Origin of the sequence: Amaricoccus solimangrovi (assembly GCF_006385685.1) — a bacterium.
Classification (GTDB): domain Bacteria; phylum Pseudomonadota; class Alphaproteobacteria; order Rhodobacterales; family Rhodobacteraceae; genus Amaricoccus; species Amaricoccus solimangrovi.
On the sequence record NZ_VFRP01000003.1, the window covers coordinates 277,177 to 296,546 of the forward strand.

At 71.0% G+C, this 19,370-nt stretch carries 17 protein-coding genes and 1 tRNA gene; 10 read left to right on the top strand and 8 right to left on the bottom strand.

The window, feature by feature from the left end; all coding sequences use genetic code 11:
* Positions 1-107: 107 nt before the first annotated feature.
* A complete protein-coding gene (locus tag FJM51_RS05955; protein WP_140453197.1) occupies positions 108-1,715 on the top strand; it encodes a gamma-glutamyltransferase family protein in 1,608 nt (535 codons plus the stop codon).
* Positions 1,716-1,726: 11 nt separating this feature from the next.
* Positions 1,727-2,851 (top strand): alanine racemase, encoded by a 1,125-nt coding sequence (locus FJM51_RS05960; protein WP_140453198.1) that lies wholly within the window; start codon positions 1,727-1,729, stop codon positions 2,849-2,851.
* Positions 2,852-3,186: 335 nt separating this feature from the next.
* Here FJM51_RS05960 and hspQ read toward each other — a convergent pair whose 3' ends face one another.
* A complete protein-coding gene (gene hspQ, locus FJM51_RS05965) occupies positions 3,187-3,516 on the bottom strand; it encodes a heat shock protein HspQ (protein ID WP_140453199.1) in 330 nt (109 codons plus the stop codon).
* 135 nt (positions 3,517-3,651) lie between these two features.
* Between hspQ and FJM51_RS05970 the strand changes: the two genes are divergently transcribed.
* From FJM51_RS05970 to FJM51_RS05980, 3 genes are all read left to right on the top strand, one after another.
* Complete coding sequence (locus FJM51_RS05970; RefSeq protein ID WP_140453200.1) at positions 3,652-4,533, top strand: AEC family transporter; 882 nt, start codon at positions 3,652-3,654, stop codon at positions 4,531-4,533.
* Positions 4,534-4,642: 109 nt separating this feature from the next.
* On the top strand, positions 4,643-5,224 hold the full coding sequence (locus tag FJM51_RS05975; protein WP_140453201.1) for a transglycosylase SLT domain-containing protein: 582 nt from the start codon (positions 4,643-4,645) through the stop codon (positions 5,222-5,224).
* Between the two features lie 71 nt (positions 5,225-5,295).
* Positions 5,296-6,207, top strand: coding sequence for a LysR family transcriptional regulator (locus tag FJM51_RS05980; RefSeq protein ID WP_140453202.1), 912 nt, complete (start codon positions 5,296-5,298; stop codon positions 6,205-6,207).
* 1 nt (position 6,208) lies between these two features.
* Here FJM51_RS05980 and FJM51_RS05985 read toward each other — a convergent pair whose 3' ends face one another.
* The 3 genes from FJM51_RS05985 to FJM51_RS05995 form a co-directional block, all read right to left on the bottom strand.
* Positions 6,209-6,904: a GNAT family N-acetyltransferase gene (locus FJM51_RS05985; RefSeq protein ID WP_140453203.1), complete on the bottom strand. Its 696-nt coding sequence runs from the start codon at positions 6,902-6,904 to the stop codon at positions 6,209-6,211.
* 78 nt (positions 6,905-6,982) lie between these two features.
* Positions 6,983-7,795 (bottom strand): NAD-dependent epimerase/dehydratase family protein, encoded by an 813-nt coding sequence (locus FJM51_RS05990; RefSeq protein WP_140453204.1) that lies wholly within the window; start codon positions 7,793-7,795, stop codon positions 6,983-6,985.
* A 96-nt stretch (positions 7,796-7,891) separates the two neighbouring features.
* Complete coding sequence (locus tag FJM51_RS05995; protein ID WP_140453205.1) at positions 7,892-8,671, bottom strand: DeoR/GlpR family DNA-binding transcription regulator; 780 nt, start codon at positions 8,669-8,671, stop codon at positions 7,892-7,894.
* A 263-nt stretch (positions 8,672-8,934) separates the two neighbouring features.
* Here FJM51_RS05995 and glpK point away from each other — a divergent pair, with 263 nt between their 5' ends.
* Both glpK and gap read left to right on the top strand, forming a co-directional pair.
* Entirely contained in the window at positions 8,935-10,458 is a 1,524-nt protein-coding gene (glpK, locus tag FJM51_RS06000; protein ID WP_140453206.1) for a glycerol kinase GlpK, read from the top strand.
* Complete coding sequence (gap, locus tag FJM51_RS06005) at positions 10,455-11,456, top strand: type I glyceraldehyde-3-phosphate dehydrogenase (protein ID WP_140453207.1); 1,002 nt, start codon at positions 10,455-10,457, stop codon at positions 11,454-11,456. The genes glpK and gap overlap by 4 nt, the downstream gene beginning before the upstream one ends.
* A 52-nt stretch (positions 11,457-11,508) precedes the next feature.
* Here the strand turns inward: gap and FJM51_RS06010 are convergent, their stop codons facing one another.
* Positions 11,509-14,457, bottom strand: a complete 2,949-nt coding sequence (locus tag FJM51_RS06010) for a hypothetical protein (RefSeq protein ID WP_140453208.1) — start codon at positions 14,455-14,457, stop codon at positions 11,509-11,511.
* 177 nt (positions 14,458-14,634) lie between these two features.
* Between FJM51_RS06010 and FJM51_RS06015 the strand changes: the two genes are divergently transcribed.
* Positions 14,635-14,718, top strand: a tRNA-Leu gene (locus FJM51_RS06015).
* A gap of 26 nt (positions 14,719-14,744) precedes the next feature.
* On the opposite strand, the gene ubiG is transcribed toward FJM51_RS06015, so the two are convergent.
* On the bottom strand, positions 14,745-15,506 hold the full coding sequence (ubiG, locus tag FJM51_RS06020) for a bifunctional 2-polyprenyl-6-hydroxyphenol methylase/3-demethylubiquinol 3-O-methyltransferase UbiG (protein ID WP_140453209.1): 762 nt from the start codon (positions 15,504-15,506) through the stop codon (positions 14,745-14,747).
* Between the two features lie 52 nt (positions 15,507-15,558).
* On the opposite strand from ubiG, the gene pip reads away from it, so the two are divergent.
* On the top strand, positions 15,559-16,548 hold the full coding sequence (pip, locus tag FJM51_RS06025; RefSeq protein WP_140453210.1) for a prolyl aminopeptidase: 990 nt from the start codon (positions 15,559-15,561) through the stop codon (positions 16,546-16,548).
* Positions 16,549-16,558: 10 nt separating this feature from the next.
* On the opposite strand, the gene FJM51_RS06030 is transcribed toward pip, so the two are convergent.
* Positions 16,559-17,287: a hypothetical protein gene (locus tag FJM51_RS06030; RefSeq protein ID WP_140453211.1), complete on the bottom strand. Its 729-nt coding sequence runs from the start codon at positions 17,285-17,287 to the stop codon at positions 16,559-16,561.
* A gap of 190 nt (positions 17,288-17,477) precedes the next feature.
* On the opposite strand from FJM51_RS06030, the gene FJM51_RS06035 reads away from it, so the two are divergent.
* Positions 17,478-18,356, top strand: coding sequence for a CPBP family intramembrane glutamic endopeptidase (locus tag FJM51_RS06035; RefSeq protein WP_140453212.1), 879 nt, complete (start codon positions 17,478-17,480; stop codon positions 18,354-18,356).
* On the opposite strand, the gene FJM51_RS06040 is transcribed toward FJM51_RS06035, so the two are convergent.
* The gene (locus tag FJM51_RS06040; protein ID WP_181164464.1) at positions 18,303-19,256 is read right to left on the bottom strand and encodes a sulfotransferase; all 954 of its coding nucleotides are present in this window, start codon (positions 19,254-19,256) and stop codon (positions 18,303-18,305) included. The genes FJM51_RS06035 and FJM51_RS06040 overlap by 54 nt on opposite strands.
* Positions 19,257-19,370: the final 114 nt, after the last annotated feature.

Here is a 19,370-nt window from a genome sequence, read left to right on the forward strand (position 1 = left end):
CGGAAGGCCGGAGGCGGCGGTTGCCCTTGCGTCCGGTCGCCGGCCCCGGTTCAATCCGGCCCGGGATACCCCGGGCGCGAAGCCGGGGGCCGCCGGAGGAACGCCGCATGCCCAGACTCATTCCCCTCGCCCGCGACTTCCAGACGCCCGGCCGGTCGCTCGTCTACGCGGCCAACGGGCTCTGCGCGACCTCCCATCCGCTCGCCTCGGCCGTCGCGATCGACACGCTGCGCGCCGGCGGCAATGCCGTCGACGCCGCCATCGCGGCCGCGGTCCTGCTCGGCATCTGCGAACCGCAGATGACCGGGCTCGGCGGCGACTGCTTCGCCCTCGTGAAGCCGGCCGGATCGGAGGAGATCATCGGCCTGAACGGATCCGGCCGCGCGCCGGCCGCGCTCGACGTCGAGGCGCTTCTGGGCGAGGGGCGGATCGCAATGCCCATCGACACGCCCGCCGCGGTGACCGTGCCCGGCGCGGTCGACGCCTTCTGCCGGCTCTCGGCCGACCACGGTCGGCTCGGGCTCGAAGCCTGCCTCGCCCCCGCGATCCGCTACGCGACGGAAGGCGTGCCGGTGGCGCCCCGGGTCGCGCTCGACTGGGCGGAGGCCGCGGGACGGCTGCGCGGCGATGCGCGCGAATTCTACCTTCTTGGCGGGTTGCCGCCGCGCGCGGGACAGCTCTTCCGCGCCCCGGGCCAGGCGGAGGTCCTGCGCCGGATCGCGCGCGAGGGCCGCGCGGGCTTCTACGAGGGCGAGGTGGCGCAGGACATGGTGGCCTCGCTCGCCGCGCTCGGCGGCGCGCATACCGCCGACGATTTCGCCGCCGCGCGCGCGGAATACGTGACGCCGATCCGGAGCGGCTACCGCGGCCACGAACTGGTCGAACTGCCGCCGAACGGGCAGGGGGCGGCGGCGATGCTGCTGCTCGCGATCCTCGAGCGGTTCGACATCGCGGCGATGGACCCCTTCGGACCCGCCCGGGCGCATGTCGAGGCCGAGGCGACGCGGCTCGCCTATGCCGCGCGCGACCGGTTCATCTCCGATCCGGAGACGGTCGGAAGCGCGCTCGACCATCTCCTCGCGCCGGAAACCGCGGACAGGCTCGCCGCGCTGATCGATCCGGACCGCGCCCAGGCCGGCCTCGCCACCATCGCCGCGGCCAGCGTGCATCGCGAGACGATCTACATCACCGTGGTCGACGCGGAGAGGATGGCGGTTTCGCTGATCTATTCGATCTTCCACAGCTTCGGCTCCGGCCTCGCCTCGGCGAAGTTCGGGATCAATTTCCACAACCGCGGCGCCGGCTTCTCGCTCACCCCCGGCCATCCGAACGAGGCGCGCGGTGGCAAGCGGCCGATGCATACGATCATTCCCGGCATGCTGCGGCGCGATGGCCGGCTCACCATGCCCTTCGGCGTGATGGGCGGCGCCTATCAGGCCGCCGGCCATGCCCGGCTCCTCTCGAACGTGATCGACTACGGGCTCGACCCGCAGACCGCGATCGATGCCCCGCGCGCCTTCTGCCATGACGGAACCCTCTCCCTCGAACGCGGCTACGCGGAGGAGACGGCGGAAACGCTGGCCGCGCTCGGCCACCGCGTCGTCCGGGCCGCCGCGCCGATCGGGGGGGCGCAGGCCATCGTGATCGACGCCGAGGATGGCGTGCTGATCGGCGCCAGCGATCCGCGCAAGGACGGCTGCGCGCTCGGATATTGACGGAGAAGCCCATGATCCCCACGCTTGCCACCGCGCCGACCCCGTGCCTCGTGCTCGACGAGGCGCGGATGAACCGCAACATCGCCCGGCTTCACGCCCGGCTCGAAGGCACCGGCGTCGTCTTCCGCCCCCATCTGAAGACCGCGAAATGCATCGAGGTCGCGCGGCGGCTGATGACCTCGCCCGCCGGGCCCGCCATGGTCTCGACGCTCAGGGAGGCGGAGGAATTCGCCGCCGCCGGCGTCGTCGACCTGACCTATGGCGTCGGCATCGCACCCGACAAGCTCGACCGCGTCGCGGCGATCCGCGCGGGCGGCTGCGATCTCGCGGTGCTGATCGACAGCGTCGAACAGGCGGAGGCGCTCACCCGCCGCGGCGACTGCATTCCGGCGCTGATCGAGATCGACTGCGACGGCCACCGGTCCGGCGTGGTTCCCGAGGATGCCGCGCGCCTGCTCGCCATCGCCCGCGCGCTGCCCCCGGGCGGGCCGCGTGGCGTGCTGACCCATGGCGGCGAGAGCTACAATGCCCGGAGCGCCGCCGCGCTCAGGGCCGCCGCCGAGGGCGAGCGGCTCGCCGTCGTCCGCGCCGCGGCGATCCTGCGCGAGGCGGGTTTCGCCTGCCCGGTGGTCAGCGCCGGCTCCACGCCGACCTTCCTCGCCGCCGAAAGCTTCGAGGGGCTGACCGAATTCCGCGCGGGCGTGAGCGTGTTCTTCGACCTGTTCCAGGCCGGCGTCGGTGTCTGCGGCCCGGAGGAGATCGCGCTCTCCGTCCTGACGGAGGTGATCGGCCATCAGTCCGCGAAGGGCTGGACCATCACCGACGCTGGCTGGATGGCGATGTCGCGCGACCGGGGCACGGCGAGCCAGGCGGTCGATCAGGGATACGGCGTCGTGCTCGACATCGCGGGCCGCCCTCTTGGTGAAACGATCGTGATCGCGGCGAACCAGGAGCACGGCATCGTCGCCGCCCGCCCCGGATCCGGTGCCCCGGCGCCCGCGCCGCCGATCGGCGCCCGCCTCCGCGTCCTGCCGAACCACGCCTGCGCCACGGCCGCGCAATATGACCGCTATCTGGTGGTTGGCGCCGAGACGGGTGAGATCATCGCCGAATGGCCGCGGTTCGGCGGCTGGTGACGGATGCCGGCACGTACCTGGAGCAGGCGGCGGAGCGGCCCTTTGGCCGCGGGTCTCCTTCTCCCCGCCTGTTGGCGGGGTCCCTCGTCCCGGCCCGTTCGCCGGGACGGACTGCCTGATAGATTTCATGCCCATATGAAACGGGGGAAGAAGCAAGGTCCGGGCCGAGCACCCGGCCGCCCGAACAGCCGGCGGGTGCGACGAGGCGCGGCGCCCCCGGGCGGAGCGCCCCGAGATGCGGAGGTCGTGAAGCGCGCCGCGGGCGCGGCCTTGCCAGCGGCGCGGCGCCCGACGCGGCGCCACCGCCCGGAAGGCTTCACGCGTTTGCGCCGGGATCAGTGCAGATGCGCGCCGATGCCGTAGCGTCCACCCTCGAGCATCGGTCCGAACATCTCGGCGACCTCGGGATGCTCGACCGGTTCGCCCGAATCATCGCGGACCAGGTTCTGCTCCGAGACATAGGCGACGTAATAGGAGGTCTCGTTCTCCGCCAGCAGGTGGTAGAACGGCTGGTCCTTGCTCGGACGGTTCTCCTCGGGAATGGATTCCCACCATTCCTCGGTATTGCTGAAGGTGGGATCGATGTCGAAGATCACCCCCCGGAACGGATGCACGCGGTGGCGGACAACCTGTCCCACGGTGAATTTAGCCGATGCCGTCAACATCCAACCATGCCCCCCACTTACCGTTCACACTGCGTTGCATCATAACCTCCGGTTGACATTAAGTCCACAGAGGCCGAGAGCCAAGGCCCCGCCCCGGCGAGCGGAAAGCCCCGAAGCAGCGTGACGGACCCGCCCATGTCTCTCTTCCTACAGGTCGCCGCGAGCGTGTCTCCCGTCTTCGTGATCGCGGCCATCGGCTATGTCTGGGTGCGGGCGGGATGGAATTTTGACGTCGAATTCGTCACCCGTCTGGCAATGACGCTGTCCGTCCCCTGCCTCATCTTCATGGCGCTGATGCGCTCCAACGTCGATCCGGCGGTGCTGCGGGCGACCGTGCTGGCCGCGCTCGTCGCCTATGTGCTGCTCGGCCTCGTCGCCTGGTTCGGGCTGCGCCTGCTCGGGCTCGATCTCGCCACCTACTGGGGGCCCGTCACCTTCGGCAATACCGGCAATCTCGGCCTGCCCGTGGCGCTCTTCGCCTTCGGCCAGGCGGGGTTCGATCTGGCGGTGATCGTCTTCGCGGTGATGGCGATCCTGAGCTTCACCTTCGGGGTCTGGGTCGTGGCGGGCGGCGGTCCGCCGAGCCGGGCCTTCCGCGAGCCGCTGGTCTGGGGCACGATCCTCGGCTCGCTCTTTCTCGCGATGGGCTGGCATGTGCCGGTCTGGCTCGGGAATTCGCTCGATCTCGTCGGCCAGATGGCGATCCCCTTGATGCTGCTCACGCTCGGGGTCGCGATCTCGCGGCTGCGGCCCCGTTCGCTCGGCCTCGCCTTCTGGGTCAGCCTCGCCAAGCTCGCGCTCTGCCTCGCCGTCCCGCTCGCGGTCGGCCTCGCCTTCGGCCTCGGACGGCTGCCGCTCGGCGTGCTGGTGCTGCAGCTCTCGACGCCGGTCGCCGTGACCTCCTACATGCTGGCCGCCAAATACGACGCGCGGCCCGACGAGGTCGCGGGGCTCGTCGTCGTCTCCACCCTGATGTCGGTCGTCGCGATCCCGGCCACGCTCTACTTCTTCGTCTGACCGGCGCCGCTCCGAGCTTTCGCTTGCGAAAACGGGGAATCGCTGCGATATTCCCGCGTAGACGTGCGAAAAGACACGCGAGCAGTCATCGTAGGGCAGGTTTCCACGCATGCGGCGTTTCGCCTCGATCGCGGCGATACTCATTTTGACTTCGTGCTCCGGCCATGACGCGCCTCCGAGTACGGTGGCGGATGCCTGCCGGATGCAGCAGGAGCGTCCGCACTGGTTCTCGGCGATGAAGGACACCCAGGCCCGCTGGGGGGTTCCGGTCTCGGTCCAGCTCGCGACGATCTCGCGCGAGTCGAGCTTCCAGTACGACGCGCAGCCGATGAAGAAGGTCGGCTCGGGCATCTTCTCCCGGAGGGTGCCGCGCTCGAGCGCCTATGGCTACAGCCAGGCGCTCGACGGCACCTGGGAGTGGTACATGCGCGACACCGGACGCTCCGGCGCCGATCGCGAGGATTTCGCCGATTCCTCCGATTTCATCGGCTGGTACATGAACCTCAACAGCCGGCTGAACGGCGTGCCCCTCAACGACGCCTACAACCAGTATCTCGCCTATCACGAGGGCAAGACCGGCTATGCGAAGGGCACCTGGCGCCGCAAGGCCTGGTTGCCGGCGGTGGCGCGCGACGTGCAGTCCTGGGCCGAGCGCTATGAGCAGCAGTTGCGTCTTTGTCCGGCGCGCTGACCGGGGCCGGTTGACAATTCCTCCGGCTGACCCCTAACGTCCCGCTTTCCGAAACAATCGCGGGGAGCGTGATGGACCGCCTGACCGAGATGGAAGCCTTCGTCCAGGTGGTGGACCACGGCGGCTTCACCGAGGCGGCGCGCAAGATGGGGCTGTCGAAATCCGCCATCTCGAAACATGTCTCGGCGCTCGAGGCCCGGCTCGCCGTGCGCCTGCTGAACCGGACCACGCGCCGGGTCAGCCCGACCGAGGTCGGGCTCGCCTATTACGACCGCGCGCGCACCGTGCTGGCCGACGCGGCCGAGGCGGACGAGATGGTGACGGCGATGCAGGCGACGCCGAAAGGCTCGCTCCGGATCTCCGCGCCGGTCAGTTTCGGGATCTCGCATCTCTCCGACGCGATCGCCCGGTTTCTTTGCGCCTATCCCGACGTGGACGCGCACATGGTCCTCGACGACCGCTACGTCGAGATCGTGGCGGAGGGGTTCGATCTGGCGATCCGGATCGGCCAACTCGAGGACAGTTCGCTCAAGGCGCGCAAGCTCGCGGAGACGACGCGCCGCCTCGTCGCGGCGCCCGATTACGTGGCGCGGATGGGCGCGCCGAAAACGCTCGACGACCTGCACCGGCATCAGCTGCTCCACTATTCCAATCTCGCGACCGGGAACTTCTGGCGGCTGCGCGCGCCCTCGGGGGAGGAGCGGCAGATCCGGGTTGGCGGGCGGCTGACCGTCAACAACGGCGATTCGCTGATGCGGGCGGCGGAGATGGGGCTCGGGATCGCGCTGCTGCCGAGCTTCATCATCCGGGGCGCGATCCGGGAGGGCCGGCTCGTCGAGCTTCTGCCGGACCGGGCGGTGGAGTCCCTGGGGGTCTTCGCCGTCTATCCGGAGGGGCGTTTCGCCCAGCCCAAGCTTCGCGCCTTCATCGATTTCCTCGCCGAGCATTTCAGGGGAGTCGGCCCGGAGGACTGGCCGGGCTGAGTCATCCCGGCGCGCGGCGGTAGTGGTAGCGCGCGACCTCCGCGAAGCCGAGACCGCGGTAGAGCGCGCGCGCCGGCGCGTTGTCGTCCCTGACCGCCAGCGCGAGCGTGTCGGCGCCCGCCCCGAGCGCCCAGGCCGCCGCCGCCCGCGTGACACGGGCGCCGAGACCCTTCCGCCGGGCGAAGGGGGCGATGGTCAGCGCGTGGATCATCGCGGCCCCGCCCGCCGCCGCGACGAAGGCGGCGCCGCAAGGCCGGTCGCCGTCGCGCGCGAGCAGGTAGAGCTTCGGTCCCGTCACCCGCTCCATCACCGCGAGCCGGGCCGGTCCGATGCCGTCCTCCGCCCAGATCTCCGCCATCCGCGCCAGCGGCGCGTCGCAGCGGATCACGCCGCGCTCCACGCCCTCGGCTCTCAGTTCCGCCGCCGAGGCCCCGAGCAGCGCGGAGGGATCCTCGACCGCGTAGCCCATCGCGGCCAGCGCGGCGTCGAGATCGTCCTCGCCGGGGCGGATCATGAAGAGCGGCGACTGGCCCATCGCACGCATCGCCGCCTCCGCGGCGCGCGGACCCGCGTCCGGGGCTTCCCGCGTGGCGGCCGAGACCCGGTTGCCCGCGCCGGTCGCCCGGCGCAGCGTCCAGCCGTCGCGGCGTTCGGTCAGGCCGGGCCAGGTCGCCGACAGTGTCGCGAAATAGTCCATCGGAAGATCGCCTTTCTGCCCGGTCGGTTGCCTGCCGGGCTAGCGCGATGCCACGCTCCGGGCAAGCCGGCCGAAGGGCTAACGCGGGTCATCGGGATGGGGCGCCGCCGCGAAGCCGCCGCCGACGACCCGCGCCGCGGTGCTTGCCGGGTCGTCGCGGTCGATCCGCGACAGGACGCGCGGCGCGTGGACGTCGGCGCTGTCGCGCGGGCGGTAGCCGATATGGCTCGCCCGGGCATTCGACACGGCGGCGCGCGCGTTGTCGGACGTGCCGTAGATCACCGAGAATCCCACCCGGGGCGCGAGCAGCGCCGCCTCGGTCAGCCGCAGGCAGTCGGAATAGCTGAGCCAGCTCCAGAGCATCCGCCGGTCGGCGGGCTCCGGGAAGCAGGAACAGATCCTGAGGCAGACGCTCTCGATCCCCCACTTGTCCCAGTAGAGGCTCGCCAAATCCTCGGTGAAGGTCTTGGTCAGCCCGTAGAAGGTATCGGGCCGGTGCGGTGCGCGGGTATCGGGCACGTCCTCCACGGGGTGGAACCCCACCGCGTGGATCGAACTCGCATAGACCACGCGCTTCACCCCGAACTGCCGCGCGCCCTCATAGACGTTGTAGCTCGCGGGCAGGGTGTCGCGCAGGATCTCGTCGAAGCTCATCTCGCGCGGATGGCCCGCGAAATGCACGATCGCGTCGCAGCCGCGGATCGCGGCGAAGGCCGCCTCGCGGTCGGAGAGGTCGCACTGGACCAGTTCCTCCCCCGGCGCCGCCTCGCCCATTGGCCTGACGTCGAGCAGGCGAAGCCGACGAGCCAGCGGGCCGAGGCCCCGGCGCAGGTGGTCGCCGAGGTTGCCCGCGGCGCCGGTGATCAGGATGCGCTCGAATTCGTGGCCCATGTCGCTCTCCTCCGCCGCCGACGGCTAGCAGCCGATCACAAATCGCGCGGCGATGGTAGAGCGGGCATGGGCGCTTCGCCCCGGAAAGTCGCGCGGCTACCGTCCGCGGGCGAAGTTCTCGACCGTGCGGATGAAGACGTCGTTGTCCGCGCAGAGCTGCGCGATCGATTTCGGCGGGGTGATGTCGGTGAAGAAGCCGTTGAGATCGGCGAGGCTCGCGATCCGGACCGGGGCGGCCATCTTGAACTTGGTGTGGTCGGCGACGAGGTAGCTCTTGCGCGCGTTCTTGATGATCGCCTGCGCCACGCGCACCTCGCGGAAGTCGTAGTCGAGCAGCGAGCCATCGGGATCGACCGCGGCCGAGCCGATGATCGCGTAATCGACCTTGAACTGGCCGATGAACTCCGCCGTCACGTCGCCGACCAGCGCCCCGTCCGCCCGGCGCAGGATGCCGCCCGCGACGATGACCTCGGAATTGGGCGAGGTCGCGAGGATGTTCGCGACGTTGAGGTTGTTGGTGATCACCATCAGGTTGCGGTGCTTCAGCAGCGCGCGCGCCACCGCCTCGGTGGTGGTCCCGATGTTCATGAAGATCGAGACCCCGTCCGGGATCTGCTCGGCCACCATGCGCGCGATCTCGTCCTTCTCGACGGAGGCGAGCGAGCGGCGGTCCTCGTAGCCGAGCGCGATCACGCCCGACGGGATCATCGCCCCGCCATGGACGCGGGTGAGCTGGCCCACGTCGCAGAGCTCGGCGAGATCGCGGCGGATCGTCTGGGCGGTGACGTTGAAGTGGCTCGCGAGCCCCTCGACCGTGACCTTGCCCGCCTCGCGCGCGATGGTCAGGATCTCGGAATGGCGAAAGTTCTGGGCCATGGGCTCCCGGCGATTGCTGAAACTGTCATAATTCGCGAGCCTGCCACGCACAAGCGCCGGCCTCGGCGCGGGAAAATCCTTGCGCGGGTCGGACAGGCCCGTCCCTTTCCGAAGATGGACGACGCGGTCCGGTCGCGTCAATCCGCCGCGCGGAACATCGCGCCTGCGCGCGGCTGTTCTTTCGGCTGACGCCGGGCCGCTTTCGCCGTATCAGAGGAGTGACGCGGCCGCCAGAGCCCGCGCGACCAGGGGGGGAACCATCGATGAGCCACATCCTCGCGATAGACCAGGGCACGACCTCGACGCGCGCCATCGTCTTCGATGCGAAGCTCGCGCCGCGCGCCTCGGCGCAGGAGGAGTTTCCGCAGATCTTCCCCCGCTCCGGCTGGGTCGAGCACGATCCCGCCGATCTCTGGTCGACCACCGCCGCCACCTGCCGCGCCGCGATCGAGCGCGCACGGCTGCGCCCCGCCGACATCGCCGCGATCGGCATCACCAACCAGCGCGAGACGACGCTCGTCTGGGATCGCGCGACCGGGCGGCCGATCCACAATGCCATCGTCTGGCAGGATCGCCGCGGGGCGCCACTCTGCGAGAGACTCGCCGCCGAGGGCATGGGCGGGCTCGTCACGGAGCGCACCGGCCTCCTGCTCGATCCCTATTTCTCCGCGACCAAGCTCAAGTGGCTGCTCGACACCGTCGAGGGGGCGCGGGCGCGGGCGGAGCGGGGAGATCTTCTGTTCGGCACGGTCGACTGCTACCTGATCTGGCAGCTCACCGACGGCGCGGTCCATGCGACCGATGCGACCAACGCGGCCCGGACCATGCTCTACGACATCCGGAAAGGGCGTTGGGATCCCGACCTGCTCGCGCTCTTCGGCGTGCCGGCGGCGATGCTGCCGGAGGTGCGCGACTGCGCCGCCGATTTCGGGACGACGCGGGCCGATCTCTTCGGCCGCCCGATCCCGATCCTCGGCGTCGCGGGCGACCAGCACGCGGCGACCGTCGGGCAGGCCTGTTTCGGGCCCGGCATGCTCAAATCCACCTATGGCACCGGCTGTTTCGCCGTGCTCAACACCGGCGAGACGCTGGTGCCGAGCCGGAACCGGCTGCTCTCCACCATCGCCTACCAGCTCGACGGCAAGCCGACCTACGCGCTCGAAGGCTCGATCTTCATCGCGGGCGCGGTCGTGCAATGGCTGCGCGACGGGCTCGGCCTCATCCGGACGGCGGCCGAGACGCAGCCGCTCGCCGAACGGGCCAATCCGGAGGCGGCGGTCTACCTCGTCCCCGCCTTCACCGGGCTCGGCGCGCCCTACTGGGATCCGGAGGCGCGGGGCGCGATCCTCGGGCTGACGCGCGACACCGGCCCGGCCGAATTCGCCCGCGCCGCGCTCGAGAGCGTCGCCTTCCAGACGCGCGACCTCTGGGAGGCGATGCGCGACGACTGGGCCTCGACCGGCGCGGCGGCCGGAACCGCGACGCTCCGGGTCGACGGCGGCATGTCCGCCTCCGATTTCGCGATGCAGGCGCTCGCCGACATCCTCGGCGCGCCGGTGGACCGGCCGAAGGTCATCGAGACCACGGCGCTCGGGGCGGGATGGCTTGCGGGCATGCGCGCGGGGCTGTATCCGGGACCGGCCGAATTCGCGGCGTCCTGGGCTCTCGAGCGCCGCTTCGAGCCAGAGATGCCGAAGGACCGGCGCGAGAGCAAATACGCGGGCTGGCGCGACGCCGTTTCCCGCGTTCTGGTGAAGCGCCCCGAGGCGAGGGAAGAGGAAACATGACGGTCAAGGTTGCAATCAACGGCTTCGGGCGCATCGGGCGCAACGTTCTGCGCGCCATCATCGAGTCCGGCCGGACCGACATCGAGGTGGTGGCGATCAACGACCTCGGCCCGGTCGAGACCAACGCGCACCTGATCCGCTACGACTCCGTGCACGGCCGCTTCCCGGGCACCGTCTCCGTCTCGGGCGACACGATCGACGTCGGCCGCGGCCCGATCAAGGTGACGGCGATCCGCAACCCGGCCGAACTGCCCTGGGGCGACGTCGACGTGGCGCTGGAATGCACCGGCATCTTCACCGACAAGGAGAAGGCGAAGGTCCATCTCGAGAACGGCTCGAAGCGCGTCCTCGTCTCCGCCCCGTCCGCGGGCGCCGACAAGACCATCGTCTTCGGCGTGAACGACAAGACGCTGACCAAGGACGACCTCGTCGTCTCCAACGCCTCCTGCACGACGAACTGCCTCTCGCCCGTCGCCTATGTCCTCGACCGTGAGTTCGGGATCGAGAAGGGCTTCATGACCACGATCCACAGCTACACGGGCGACCAGCCGACGCTCGACACGATGCACAAGGATCTCTACCGCGCCCGCGCCGCCGCGCTCTCGATGATCCCGACCTCGACCGGCGCCGCCAAGGCAGTGGGCCTCGTGCTGCCGGAACTGAACGGCAAGCTCGACGGCGTGGCGATCCGCGTGCCGACCCCGAACGTCTCGGTCGTGGACCTGGTCTTCATCGCGAAGAAGGCGACCTCGGTCGAGGCGGTCAACGCCGCGATCAGGGAAGCGGCGGACGGGGAGCTCAAGGGCATCCTCGGCTACACGACCGAGAAGCTCGTTTCCTCGGACTTCAACCACGACAGCCACTCGTCGGTCTTCCACATGGACCAGACCAAGGTGATGGACGGGACCATGGTCCGCATCCTGACCTGGTACGACAACGAATGGGGCTTCTCGAACCGCATGGGCGACACCGCCGTCGCGCTCGGCAAGCTGATCTGACGGCAGGGGGCCTCGCCTCCGGACCGGGAAGGGCCGCGCGACGCGGCCCTTTCTATTTCCGCCCGGCGGGTGGCGGGCAGCGCGTCGGATCCTCCTTGCCGAAGGCCCCGAGCAGCGCCTGCCAGCGCGCGCAATGGGTAGAGGCGACGCCCTGTTCCGGGCCTTCCGCCAGCGTCCAGTCCCAGACCGTCCCGACATCGCCCTTGAAAGGCACGGGGTCACGCGCATGCAGAGCGGTCAGGAGACGCCGGGTGTCGGAATCCGTCAGCGTCCGGCGCTGCTCCCTGTCGGCGGGATTCCTGAAGGCCAGGGAGCCCGGCAGCAGCCAGTGCGTCCCGATGCCGTCGCGCAGCACCGGGGGCATCGCGATCTCGTGCGGCACGATCTCGGACTGGTGCTCATGGTAGAGCGGGATCAGGTCGCGCAGGATCTCGGCCTCCAGCGCCAGCCCCATCTGCCCCCCCGCCGCCTGCACCGACTGCAGCCCGAAGCTCTCCTCGTAGGCCCCGTTCCCCGCCGAGGCGTCGGCGATGACGACATGCAGCGCCGGCCAGGGCCCGGTTCCGCCGGGCCGGGGCGAGAGCTCGTCCCGGAGCGCGAGGTAGAGCGTCACCGTCCCGCGGTTCTCCACCGTGCCGCCGTCCGTCACGTAGAAGCGGTTCTGGTATTTCGGCCCGATCTCGTCGATGGCCGCGTCGGGAAAGACCGGCGGGAAGTTCGCGCTCAACGCGGCGGCGCGGGCGACCGACATCTCCGGATCGTTGATCGTCGCGAAACGCAGGTCGCCGGGTCGCTGTTCCGGGGAGTCCGCGGCGGCCGGCAGGTTGGTCAGCACCAGCCGTCCTCCGACGCCGTCCGTGGAGCAGGGCGCGTCTCGCGCGATCTCCGCGAGGCTGCCCTTCTCCTTCGTCGTGCACTGGCCGAGCATCCCGGTGTTGAGGATCAGGCCGAAAGGCACCTTCTCCATCCCGCCGGCCCCGAGTTCGCGCACGAAGCTTTCCGCGAGCAGGCTGCCGAAACGCACCCGGGCCGGGATCCACCCCTCCGAGGCCCCGACCGTCCCCGGCTCCGCGGGCTCGTTCCCGACGTGGGTCCGCCAGCGCCAGCCGGCGAAGGCGACGTTCGCGTCGCTCGCGCCCCGCGCGACCTGGGCGATGTAGGGCTCGGCCATCGCCGTCTCGAAGACGTCCCAGGCCGGGCCGAGCTCGCCACCGGGCGGCAGGGGCCTGCGAAGCTCGTCCGCGCGCAGCGCGAAATAGGCGAGCGCGGCGCTGCCGCCCGAGACGCCGCTCGCCAAGACCACCCGGCAGATCAGATCCCGCTCCGCCAGCCCGCGCAGCACCGAGGCGGTGTAGAGCGCGGCGCGCGTGCCGCCGCCCGAGGCCGCGACGGCGATCCGCGGATCCTCCGGCCCGAGCGCGGGGCAGGGATCGGCCTCCGCCACCGCGCGCAGCCTCTTCCGGAGATCCTCGGCGCCTTGCGAGGTTTCCCAGCCCGGGACGCCATCCAGGCCCTTCCAGTCCGCGTCGAGCCGCCCGTCGCCCAGCAGGAGCGGCGTCGGGTCGAGGTTGAGATGCGCCTCCTTCACGATCGAGAGCTCGGCCGGCTGCGTGGTCGAGAGGAAGCCGAAGGCCGCCGGGGCGCCGATGCAGACGAGTGCGACGCCTCCGGTGATGCCGGGATAGGCGAGCGCCGCCCGGAGCAAGTCGCGCACCCTCGGCAGCGGATCGCGGGGACCGGGCCGGGGCATCGTCTCGATCTGGGCGCGGATCCTCGCCAGCGCCTCCGCGGGGGTGAGGAAATAGAGCGCGATCTGGTCCCGGGGCTCCGCGTAGAGCGATTCGTAGGCGCCCTGAAGCCGCAGCCGGCCGGCGCCATGCAGCGCGATGAGCCGGTCGTGGTTCCGGATCGGGCTCAGATCCATCTTCGCGCCCGCCGCCGGTGCGAAATCGTAGGGGATCGCGGTGACGAATCCGTCGCTCCCGGCCAGCAGCCGCAGGAAGCGCCGCGCCAGCAGGATGTCGGCCCAGAACCCGTAGAACCAGGCCAGCGCGTAGGCGAAGAGCAGATAGCCGACGAGGGTTCCGCCCGTCGCAGGCGCGGCGAAGACATAGGTGATGTAATGCACGCCCATCAGCCGCGCGAGCGCCAGCGCCACGACGACCGCGCTCACCGTCCATTGCGGACCGACGAAGCAGAGCCGCCCCAGCGTGTTCAGGATTTCCATCAACCGCTCGTAGAGCGCGCCGAGCAGCAGGAAAGCCCAGGTGACGAGGGTCAGCGTGACGAACCACCACCACATCGACGCCTCCGGCACGATCAGCGCGACGAAGGCCCCCGGCAGCAGCAGTTGCAGCGGATAGCGCAGCGGCGTCAGCGCGAGGCTTGCGAGGAAGGCCAGCGCGCTCCGGCCGCCGCCATAGTCGTAGCGGTCGTTCGGGGGGAAGAGCTCCGCCTGGCCGAGCGTCGAGGGCAGCGGATCGTCGGGGATCGGCCGCGTCGACCAGCGGCTGCTCAGTTCCGCGACCAGAAGCCCGACCGAAAGCTGGACCACGAGCACGGGGCCGACATGCACCCGCGCGGGGCGGAACAGGGCGAATTCCGGCATCGCCGTCGATGCGATGAGCAGGGCGCCGAGCAGGAGCAGGATCGCCACGTAGCCGAGCAGCAGATAGGCCCGCCGCCGCCGGGAGCCCGCGACGAAGGCGTGAAGCCCCGCGAGAAGCGCGAAGCCGAGCAGGCACAGCGCGACATTGGTGGCCGACCAGTCGAGGGCCGGGCCGAGCGTCACCCCCACGACCATCCAGGCGGCGAGGAACGGGATGAACCAGGGATGATCCGCCGGGGCCACCACCTGCCACGGGAGGGGGCGCGCCTCCGACAGCGGCCTGAGCAGGCGCGCGTCCCACCGGCGCCACCCGCGCACCAGCCATCTGACGACCGCGCCCAGCCCGTCGGGGGCGTCGCCCTTCGCCGAAGGGGACGGTCCATGTGCGACCATGGGAAGACTCCGGGACGATGCGCGGAGAGGCACGCGTTGAAATATGCCGTGACTTCGGCAGGATACATGAATCGGCGCGTGCGTTCAATCGGGCCGGCCTTCCGGCTCTGGACTTGCTCCCGCCGCGCCCTTAGGGTGCCGGCGGTTCGGGCTCCCCGGAACCTGGGACCATGGATCGCGGGCGTGGCGGAATGGTAGACGCAGGGGTCTCAAACACCCCCGCCGCAAGGCGTGTCGGTTCGACTCCGACCGCCCGCACCAGGGTTCTTCGGGCCGGGCCGGCGCGGTCAGCGCTTCTCCGGCTCGCGGGTGCTCGCCGTGACGTAGTTGACCGAGAGATCCCGGTCCGAGACGCGCCAGCTCCAGCTCAGCGGATTGAAGACGAAGCCCTTCGCGTCGACCGGCGTCAGCCCGGCGCCCTCGATCAGCGCGCGCAATTCGTCGGGCGTCAGGAACTTGCGCCAGTCGTGCGTGCCCTTGGGCAGCCAGCGCATCACATGTTCCGCCCCGAGGATCGCGACCGCGTAGCTCTTCGGGTTGCGGTTGATCGTCGAGCAGATCATCAGCCCGCCCGGTCGCAGCAGATCATGGCAGGCGCGCAGATAGGCGGGCGGGTCGGCCACGTGCTCGACCACCTCCATGTTGAGCACGACGTCGAAGACCTCCCCCGCCTCGGCCAGCGCCTCGGCCGTCGTGTGGCGGTAGTCGATCTCGAGCCCCGACTGCTCCGCGTGGATCCGCGCGACGGGAATGTTGCGCGCCGCCGCGTCCGCGCCGGTCACCTTCGCCCCGAGCCGCGCCATCGGCTCGCTCAGCAGCCCCCCGCCGCAGCCGATGTCGAGCAGCCGCAGCCCGGCGAAGGGCCGGTTTCCCTTCGGGTCGCGGCCGAACTGCGCCGCGATCTGGCCGATCACATAATCGAGACGGCAGGGGTTCATCATGTGGAGCGGCTTGAACTTGCCCGCCGGATCCCACCATTCCGCCGCCATCGCCTCGAATTTCGCGACCTCGGCCGGATCTACCGTTTCCCCTGAGGGCGTTGCACTCATCTTTCCAACCTGCGATGATCCACGGGCCTCGACCGGATACACCAACACGCCCATGAAAGAAAACCTGAACCCGGGCGGCCCCGGCCAGCGTGGCGGCCTCTACGCGCCCATCGAGCCCTTTCGTCAGCAGGTCATGGACATGCCTGGCGGACACCGGATCTATGTGGAGCAATGCGGCAACCCCGACGGGGTTCCCGTCGTCGTGCTGCATGGTGGCCCCGGAGGCGGCTGCTCACCCGGCATGCGCCGCTTCTTCGACCCCGCGCATTATCGGGTGATCCTGTTCGACCAGCGCGGCTGCGGCCGCTCGCAGCCCTCGGCCTCGGTCGAGAACAACACCACCTGGGATCTCGTCGCCGATATCGAGCGGATCCGCGAGGCCTGCGGGATCGACCGCTGGATCGTCTTCGGTGGATCCTGGGGCGCCTGCCTGGCGCTCGTCTACGCGCAGACGCATCCGGAGCGCGCCGCCGCGCTCGTGCTGCGCGGCGTCTTCACGATGACCCAGGGCGAGCTCGACTGGTTCTACGGCGGCGGGGCCGGCGCCTTCTGGCCGGAGCAGTGGGCGACCTTCTCCGGCATGGTCCCGCGCGAGGAACGCTCGGACCTGATCGCCGCCTATCACCGCCGGCTCTTCTCCGGCGACACCGCCGAGCAGGCGCGTTTCGCCCGCGCCTGGGCGGGCTGGGAAAGCGCGCTCGCCGTGCTCGACCCGGGCGAGGGGCGCGGCTCGCCTTCCGGCGCCTACGCGCTCGCCTTCGCGCGGCTCGAGAACCACTATTTCATCAACGGCGGTTTTCTCGACGGCGACGGGCACATCCTGCGCCACATGGGGCGGATCGCCGCCGTGCCCGGTTACATCGTCCAGGGCCGCTACGACATGATCTGCCCGCCGCACACGGCCCATGCGCTGCATCGCGCCTGGCCCGGCTCGTCGCTGCGCATGATCCCGACCGCGGGCCATGCGCTCTCGGAGCCGGGGATTAGCGCGGAACTGGTCGCGATCATGGACCAGCTGCGCGCCGGTCGCCCCGGCCGCTGAGCCGCCGGCCTCAGCCCGCGGCGGGCGGGGCCGCCGGCCGGGCCGGGTTGGCCGCCTTGATCGCGCGGGTGAAGGCGGTGACGAGGTTGAGCCCGCTCTGCTTGTCGAGCCCCGCGCCCGCGAAGCCGAGTTCGGACACCGCCGTCAGCCGGCCGTTCACTTCGAAGAAGGCCCGCCAGAAGCGCGGCTCCAGCCCGGCGATCGGCTGGGGGCCACGGTCCTCCACATAGAGATAGAGCACGCCGTCGCGCTCCGCGCTTTCGAGCAGGCGCACCCCTTGGGGCTGCCCGCCGCGCCCGACCAGCGCGAGGCCCTGTGGGGTCCGCGCATAGCGGGCGAGATCGGCGAGCGATCGGGTCGCGGGGCCGTCGTCGCCGAGACCGGTCGGCGAGACGCTCGCCGTCATCGCCGCCCCGACCGGCGGCTTGGCGCGCGCCGCCTCCGCCACCGGTGCCGGCGCCGGTGGCGAGCCGGCGCTCGCGGCCGCGCCGGTGAGGCGCGGACCCGCGCCCGGGCCGCGCGCCAGCAGCGCGCAGTCGGTCACCAGCACGAAGGCGCCGGTCGAGGTCACGCTCGTGCTGTCGGAATCGACGCAGAAACCGGCCGGGGCCGCGATCGTCAGCCGCTGGCCGCCCGTGGTCACCGTGGTCCGGGTCGGCGTGGTGCCGGAAACGCCAGGCTGCTCGCAGGCCGCGAGCAGGAACAGGGCGGCGATGCCCGCCGCCTTGGAAATACGCATGAATCCGCCTCTTCTGTCTCGCGCGCGCCTCCCGGCGGTCCCGGCGGACGGGACGGCGGGGCCCGGCGCGCGTGACCCGTCCTAGGCGCTCGCCGGAGGGGGCGCAACCCCGGCTCCGCGCGCTTGCGTTCGGAGCTCCGCCCGGCGCAGGGTCGGGGTCGATACACGCGGTCCCGGCGGAGGGGATGGAATGCGGCCCAGCCCCTTGCACGGTCCGGCCTTCGAGGCCTTCGTCGCCCCAGCGCGGCGGCGTCCCCGGCTCTGGCGGCTGATGCTCGGCGGGGTCCTCGCGGGCGCGGTCTGGCTCGCCACCGTGGCGTTCTGCCTCAGGCTCGCGCTGGCGCGGGGCCTCGGGCCGGGAGATCCCGGCCTCGTCATCGCCTATCTCTTCTCCTTCGCGGGGCTCGCGGGCGGCGCCGCGCTCGCCGCGCGGCTTCTCGGCGGCCGGGGGCCTGCCACGCTGATCGGCCCCGGCGGCTTCGAACCGCGCGCCTTCGCCTGGGGCGCGCTGGTGGTGGCGGGCTTCGCCACCGCCGGGGCGCTCGCCGGCGCGCTGTTCGACGATCCGCTCCGCCGGAGCCTCGCCCTCGGCCCCTGGCTCCGCGCGCTGCCGCTCGCCCTCCCGGCGCTTGCGATCCAGACCGCGGCCGAGGAACTCGCCTTCCGGGGCTTTCTCCTGCAGGGCCTCGCGGCCCGCTTCCGCGCGCCCCCGGTCTGGCTCGGCCTGCCCGCGCTCGTCTTCGGCGCGCTGCACTGGGATCCGGCGACCTATGGGCCGAACGCGCCGCTCGTCGTCGCGAACGCCGCGCTGATCGGACTCATCCTCGGCGATGTCACCGCGCGGCGCGGCAACCTTTCGCTCGCGATGGGGATGCATTTCGCCAACAACGCCGCGGCGCTGCTGCTCGTCGCCGCGCCCGGGCCGCTGAGCGGCCTCGCGCTCTGGGTCTCCTCGACCGGGCCGGATCAGCCGGCGGCCTTCGGGCGCCTGCTGCTCGTCGGCCTCGGCGCGACGCTAGCCTGTTACGCGCTCTGGCTCGGGTGGAACCGGCGCGGCGGGCGTGGCTGAGGCGTCGGGCAGATAGCCGAAATGGCGCAGCACCTCGCCGCAGCGCGCCTCGATCTCGGCCCGCGCCGCCGGGTCGAGCCGCGCCAGCGAGGTCGCGTTCGCATCGGCGCGCATGTGCCCGGCCATCTCTGCGAAGGTGTAGCAGCGGTTGATCTTCTCGATGCCGACGATCCGGTCCCCGTCCATGATCCGGTGCTTGTCCTGGAGCATCACGCCCCGGGTCCTGTTCGGATCGAGGCCGCAGAAGCCGAACATCTCGAGGCTGACCTTCCAGGGGTCCGCCAGCAGATCCTCGAACCGCCAGGTCCGGACCGGCAGGCCCGCCGCCTCGTATTCCATGAGCCAGCGGCCGAACCGGTCGTAGAGCGCGGTCGCCTGCGCGACGCCGGCCCGGCGCGCCATCTGCCCCTCGCAGACGCCGCGCCCGTCGCGGATGACTCCGACGAAACGCGCGTCCGGATAGAGTTCCAGCAGGTCCGGAACCAGCCCGACATTGTAGTTCATCACCTTCACGACCATCCGGTCGGGCGGCAGGTCGTCGGAATAGAAGCCCCGCTCGCGGAGCACCGCCTTGTAGGAGGCGATCTTGCCCGCGTTGGCCCGCACCGAATCCGCCAGCCCCGCGCGAAGCGCCCGGCCGGCGAGGCCCCGCAGCGGCCGCTCCCGCCGGAGCGGCGCGTCGAGGTTCAGCACATCGCCCCGCGTCAGCCAGATCGGCGCGTAGCGCAGCAGCTTGCGCGCCTGGCGCAGCGGCTCCTTCCGCAGCGTCCGCGGCCGGAACGGCTCATGGAACTCGCCCTGGGGCCAGAGGGTCGCGGGGTGGGAGCGGAAGATGTTGAGCGGCTGATTCGTGCCGCCCCGCTGAAGTCCGAGAATGAAAACAGGTCCGGCGCCACTCACTCGCCAATCTCCTCGCCGCGCACAGGTACTCCGCCGCCATTGTGGGCGATTTCGGGCAAGGGCGTCAACGCGGTCCCGGAAACCGCGCGGGCCGCCGCGGATCTCCGACGGAAG

Coding starts and splice junctions, on each gene's coding strand:
- FJM51_RS06035 (WP_140453212.1), top strand. CDS start 17,478: ATGCGGCCCAGCCCCTTGCACGGTCCGGCCTTCGAGGCCTTCGTCGCC.
- hspQ (WP_140453199.1), bottom strand. CDS start 3,516: ATGTTGACGGCATCGGCTAAATTCACCGTGGGACAGGTTGTCCGCCAC.
- FJM51_RS05995 (WP_140453205.1), bottom strand. CDS start 8,671: ATGGCCCAGAACTTTCGCCATTCCGAGATCCTGACCATCGCGCGCGAG.
- FJM51_RS05985 (WP_140453203.1), bottom strand. CDS start 6,904: ATGGACTATTTCGCGACACTGTCGGCGACCTGGCCCGGCCTGACCGAA.
- glpK (WP_140453206.1), top strand. CDS start 8,935: ATGAGCCACATCCTCGCGATAGACCAGGGCACGACCTCGACGCGCGCC.
- pip (WP_140453210.1), top strand. CDS start 15,559: ATGAAAGAAAACCTGAACCCGGGCGGCCCCGGCCAGCGTGGCGGCCTC.
- FJM51_RS05990 (WP_140453204.1), bottom strand. CDS start 7,795: ATGGGCCACGAATTCGAGCGCATCCTGATCACCGGCGCCGCGGGCAAC.
- FJM51_RS05980 (WP_140453202.1), top strand. CDS start 5,296: ATGGACCGCCTGACCGAGATGGAAGCCTTCGTCCAGGTGGTGGACCAC.
- FJM51_RS05970 (WP_140453200.1), top strand. CDS start 3,652: ATGTCTCTCTTCCTACAGGTCGCCGCGAGCGTGTCTCCCGTCTTCGTG.
- FJM51_RS06030 (WP_140453211.1), bottom strand. CDS start 17,287: ATGCGTATTTCCAAGGCGGCGGGCATCGCCGCCCTGTTCCTGCTCGCG.
- ubiG (WP_140453209.1), bottom strand. CDS start 15,506: ATGAGTGCAACGCCCTCAGGGGAAACGGTAGATCCGGCCGAGGTCGCG.
- FJM51_RS05960 (WP_140453198.1), top strand. CDS start 1,727: ATGATCCCCACGCTTGCCACCGCGCCGACCCCGTGCCTCGTGCTCGAC.
- FJM51_RS05975 (WP_140453201.1), top strand. CDS start 4,643: ATGCGGCGTTTCGCCTCGATCGCGGCGATACTCATTTTGACTTCGTGC.
- FJM51_RS05955 (WP_140453197.1), top strand. CDS start 108: ATGCCCAGACTCATTCCCCTCGCCCGCGACTTCCAGACGCCCGGCCGG.
- gap (WP_140453207.1), top strand. CDS start 10,455: ATGACGGTCAAGGTTGCAATCAACGGCTTCGGGCGCATCGGGCGCAAC.
- FJM51_RS06010 (WP_140453208.1), bottom strand. CDS start 14,457: ATGGTCGCACATGGACCGTCCCCTTCGGCGAAGGGCGACGCCCCCGAC.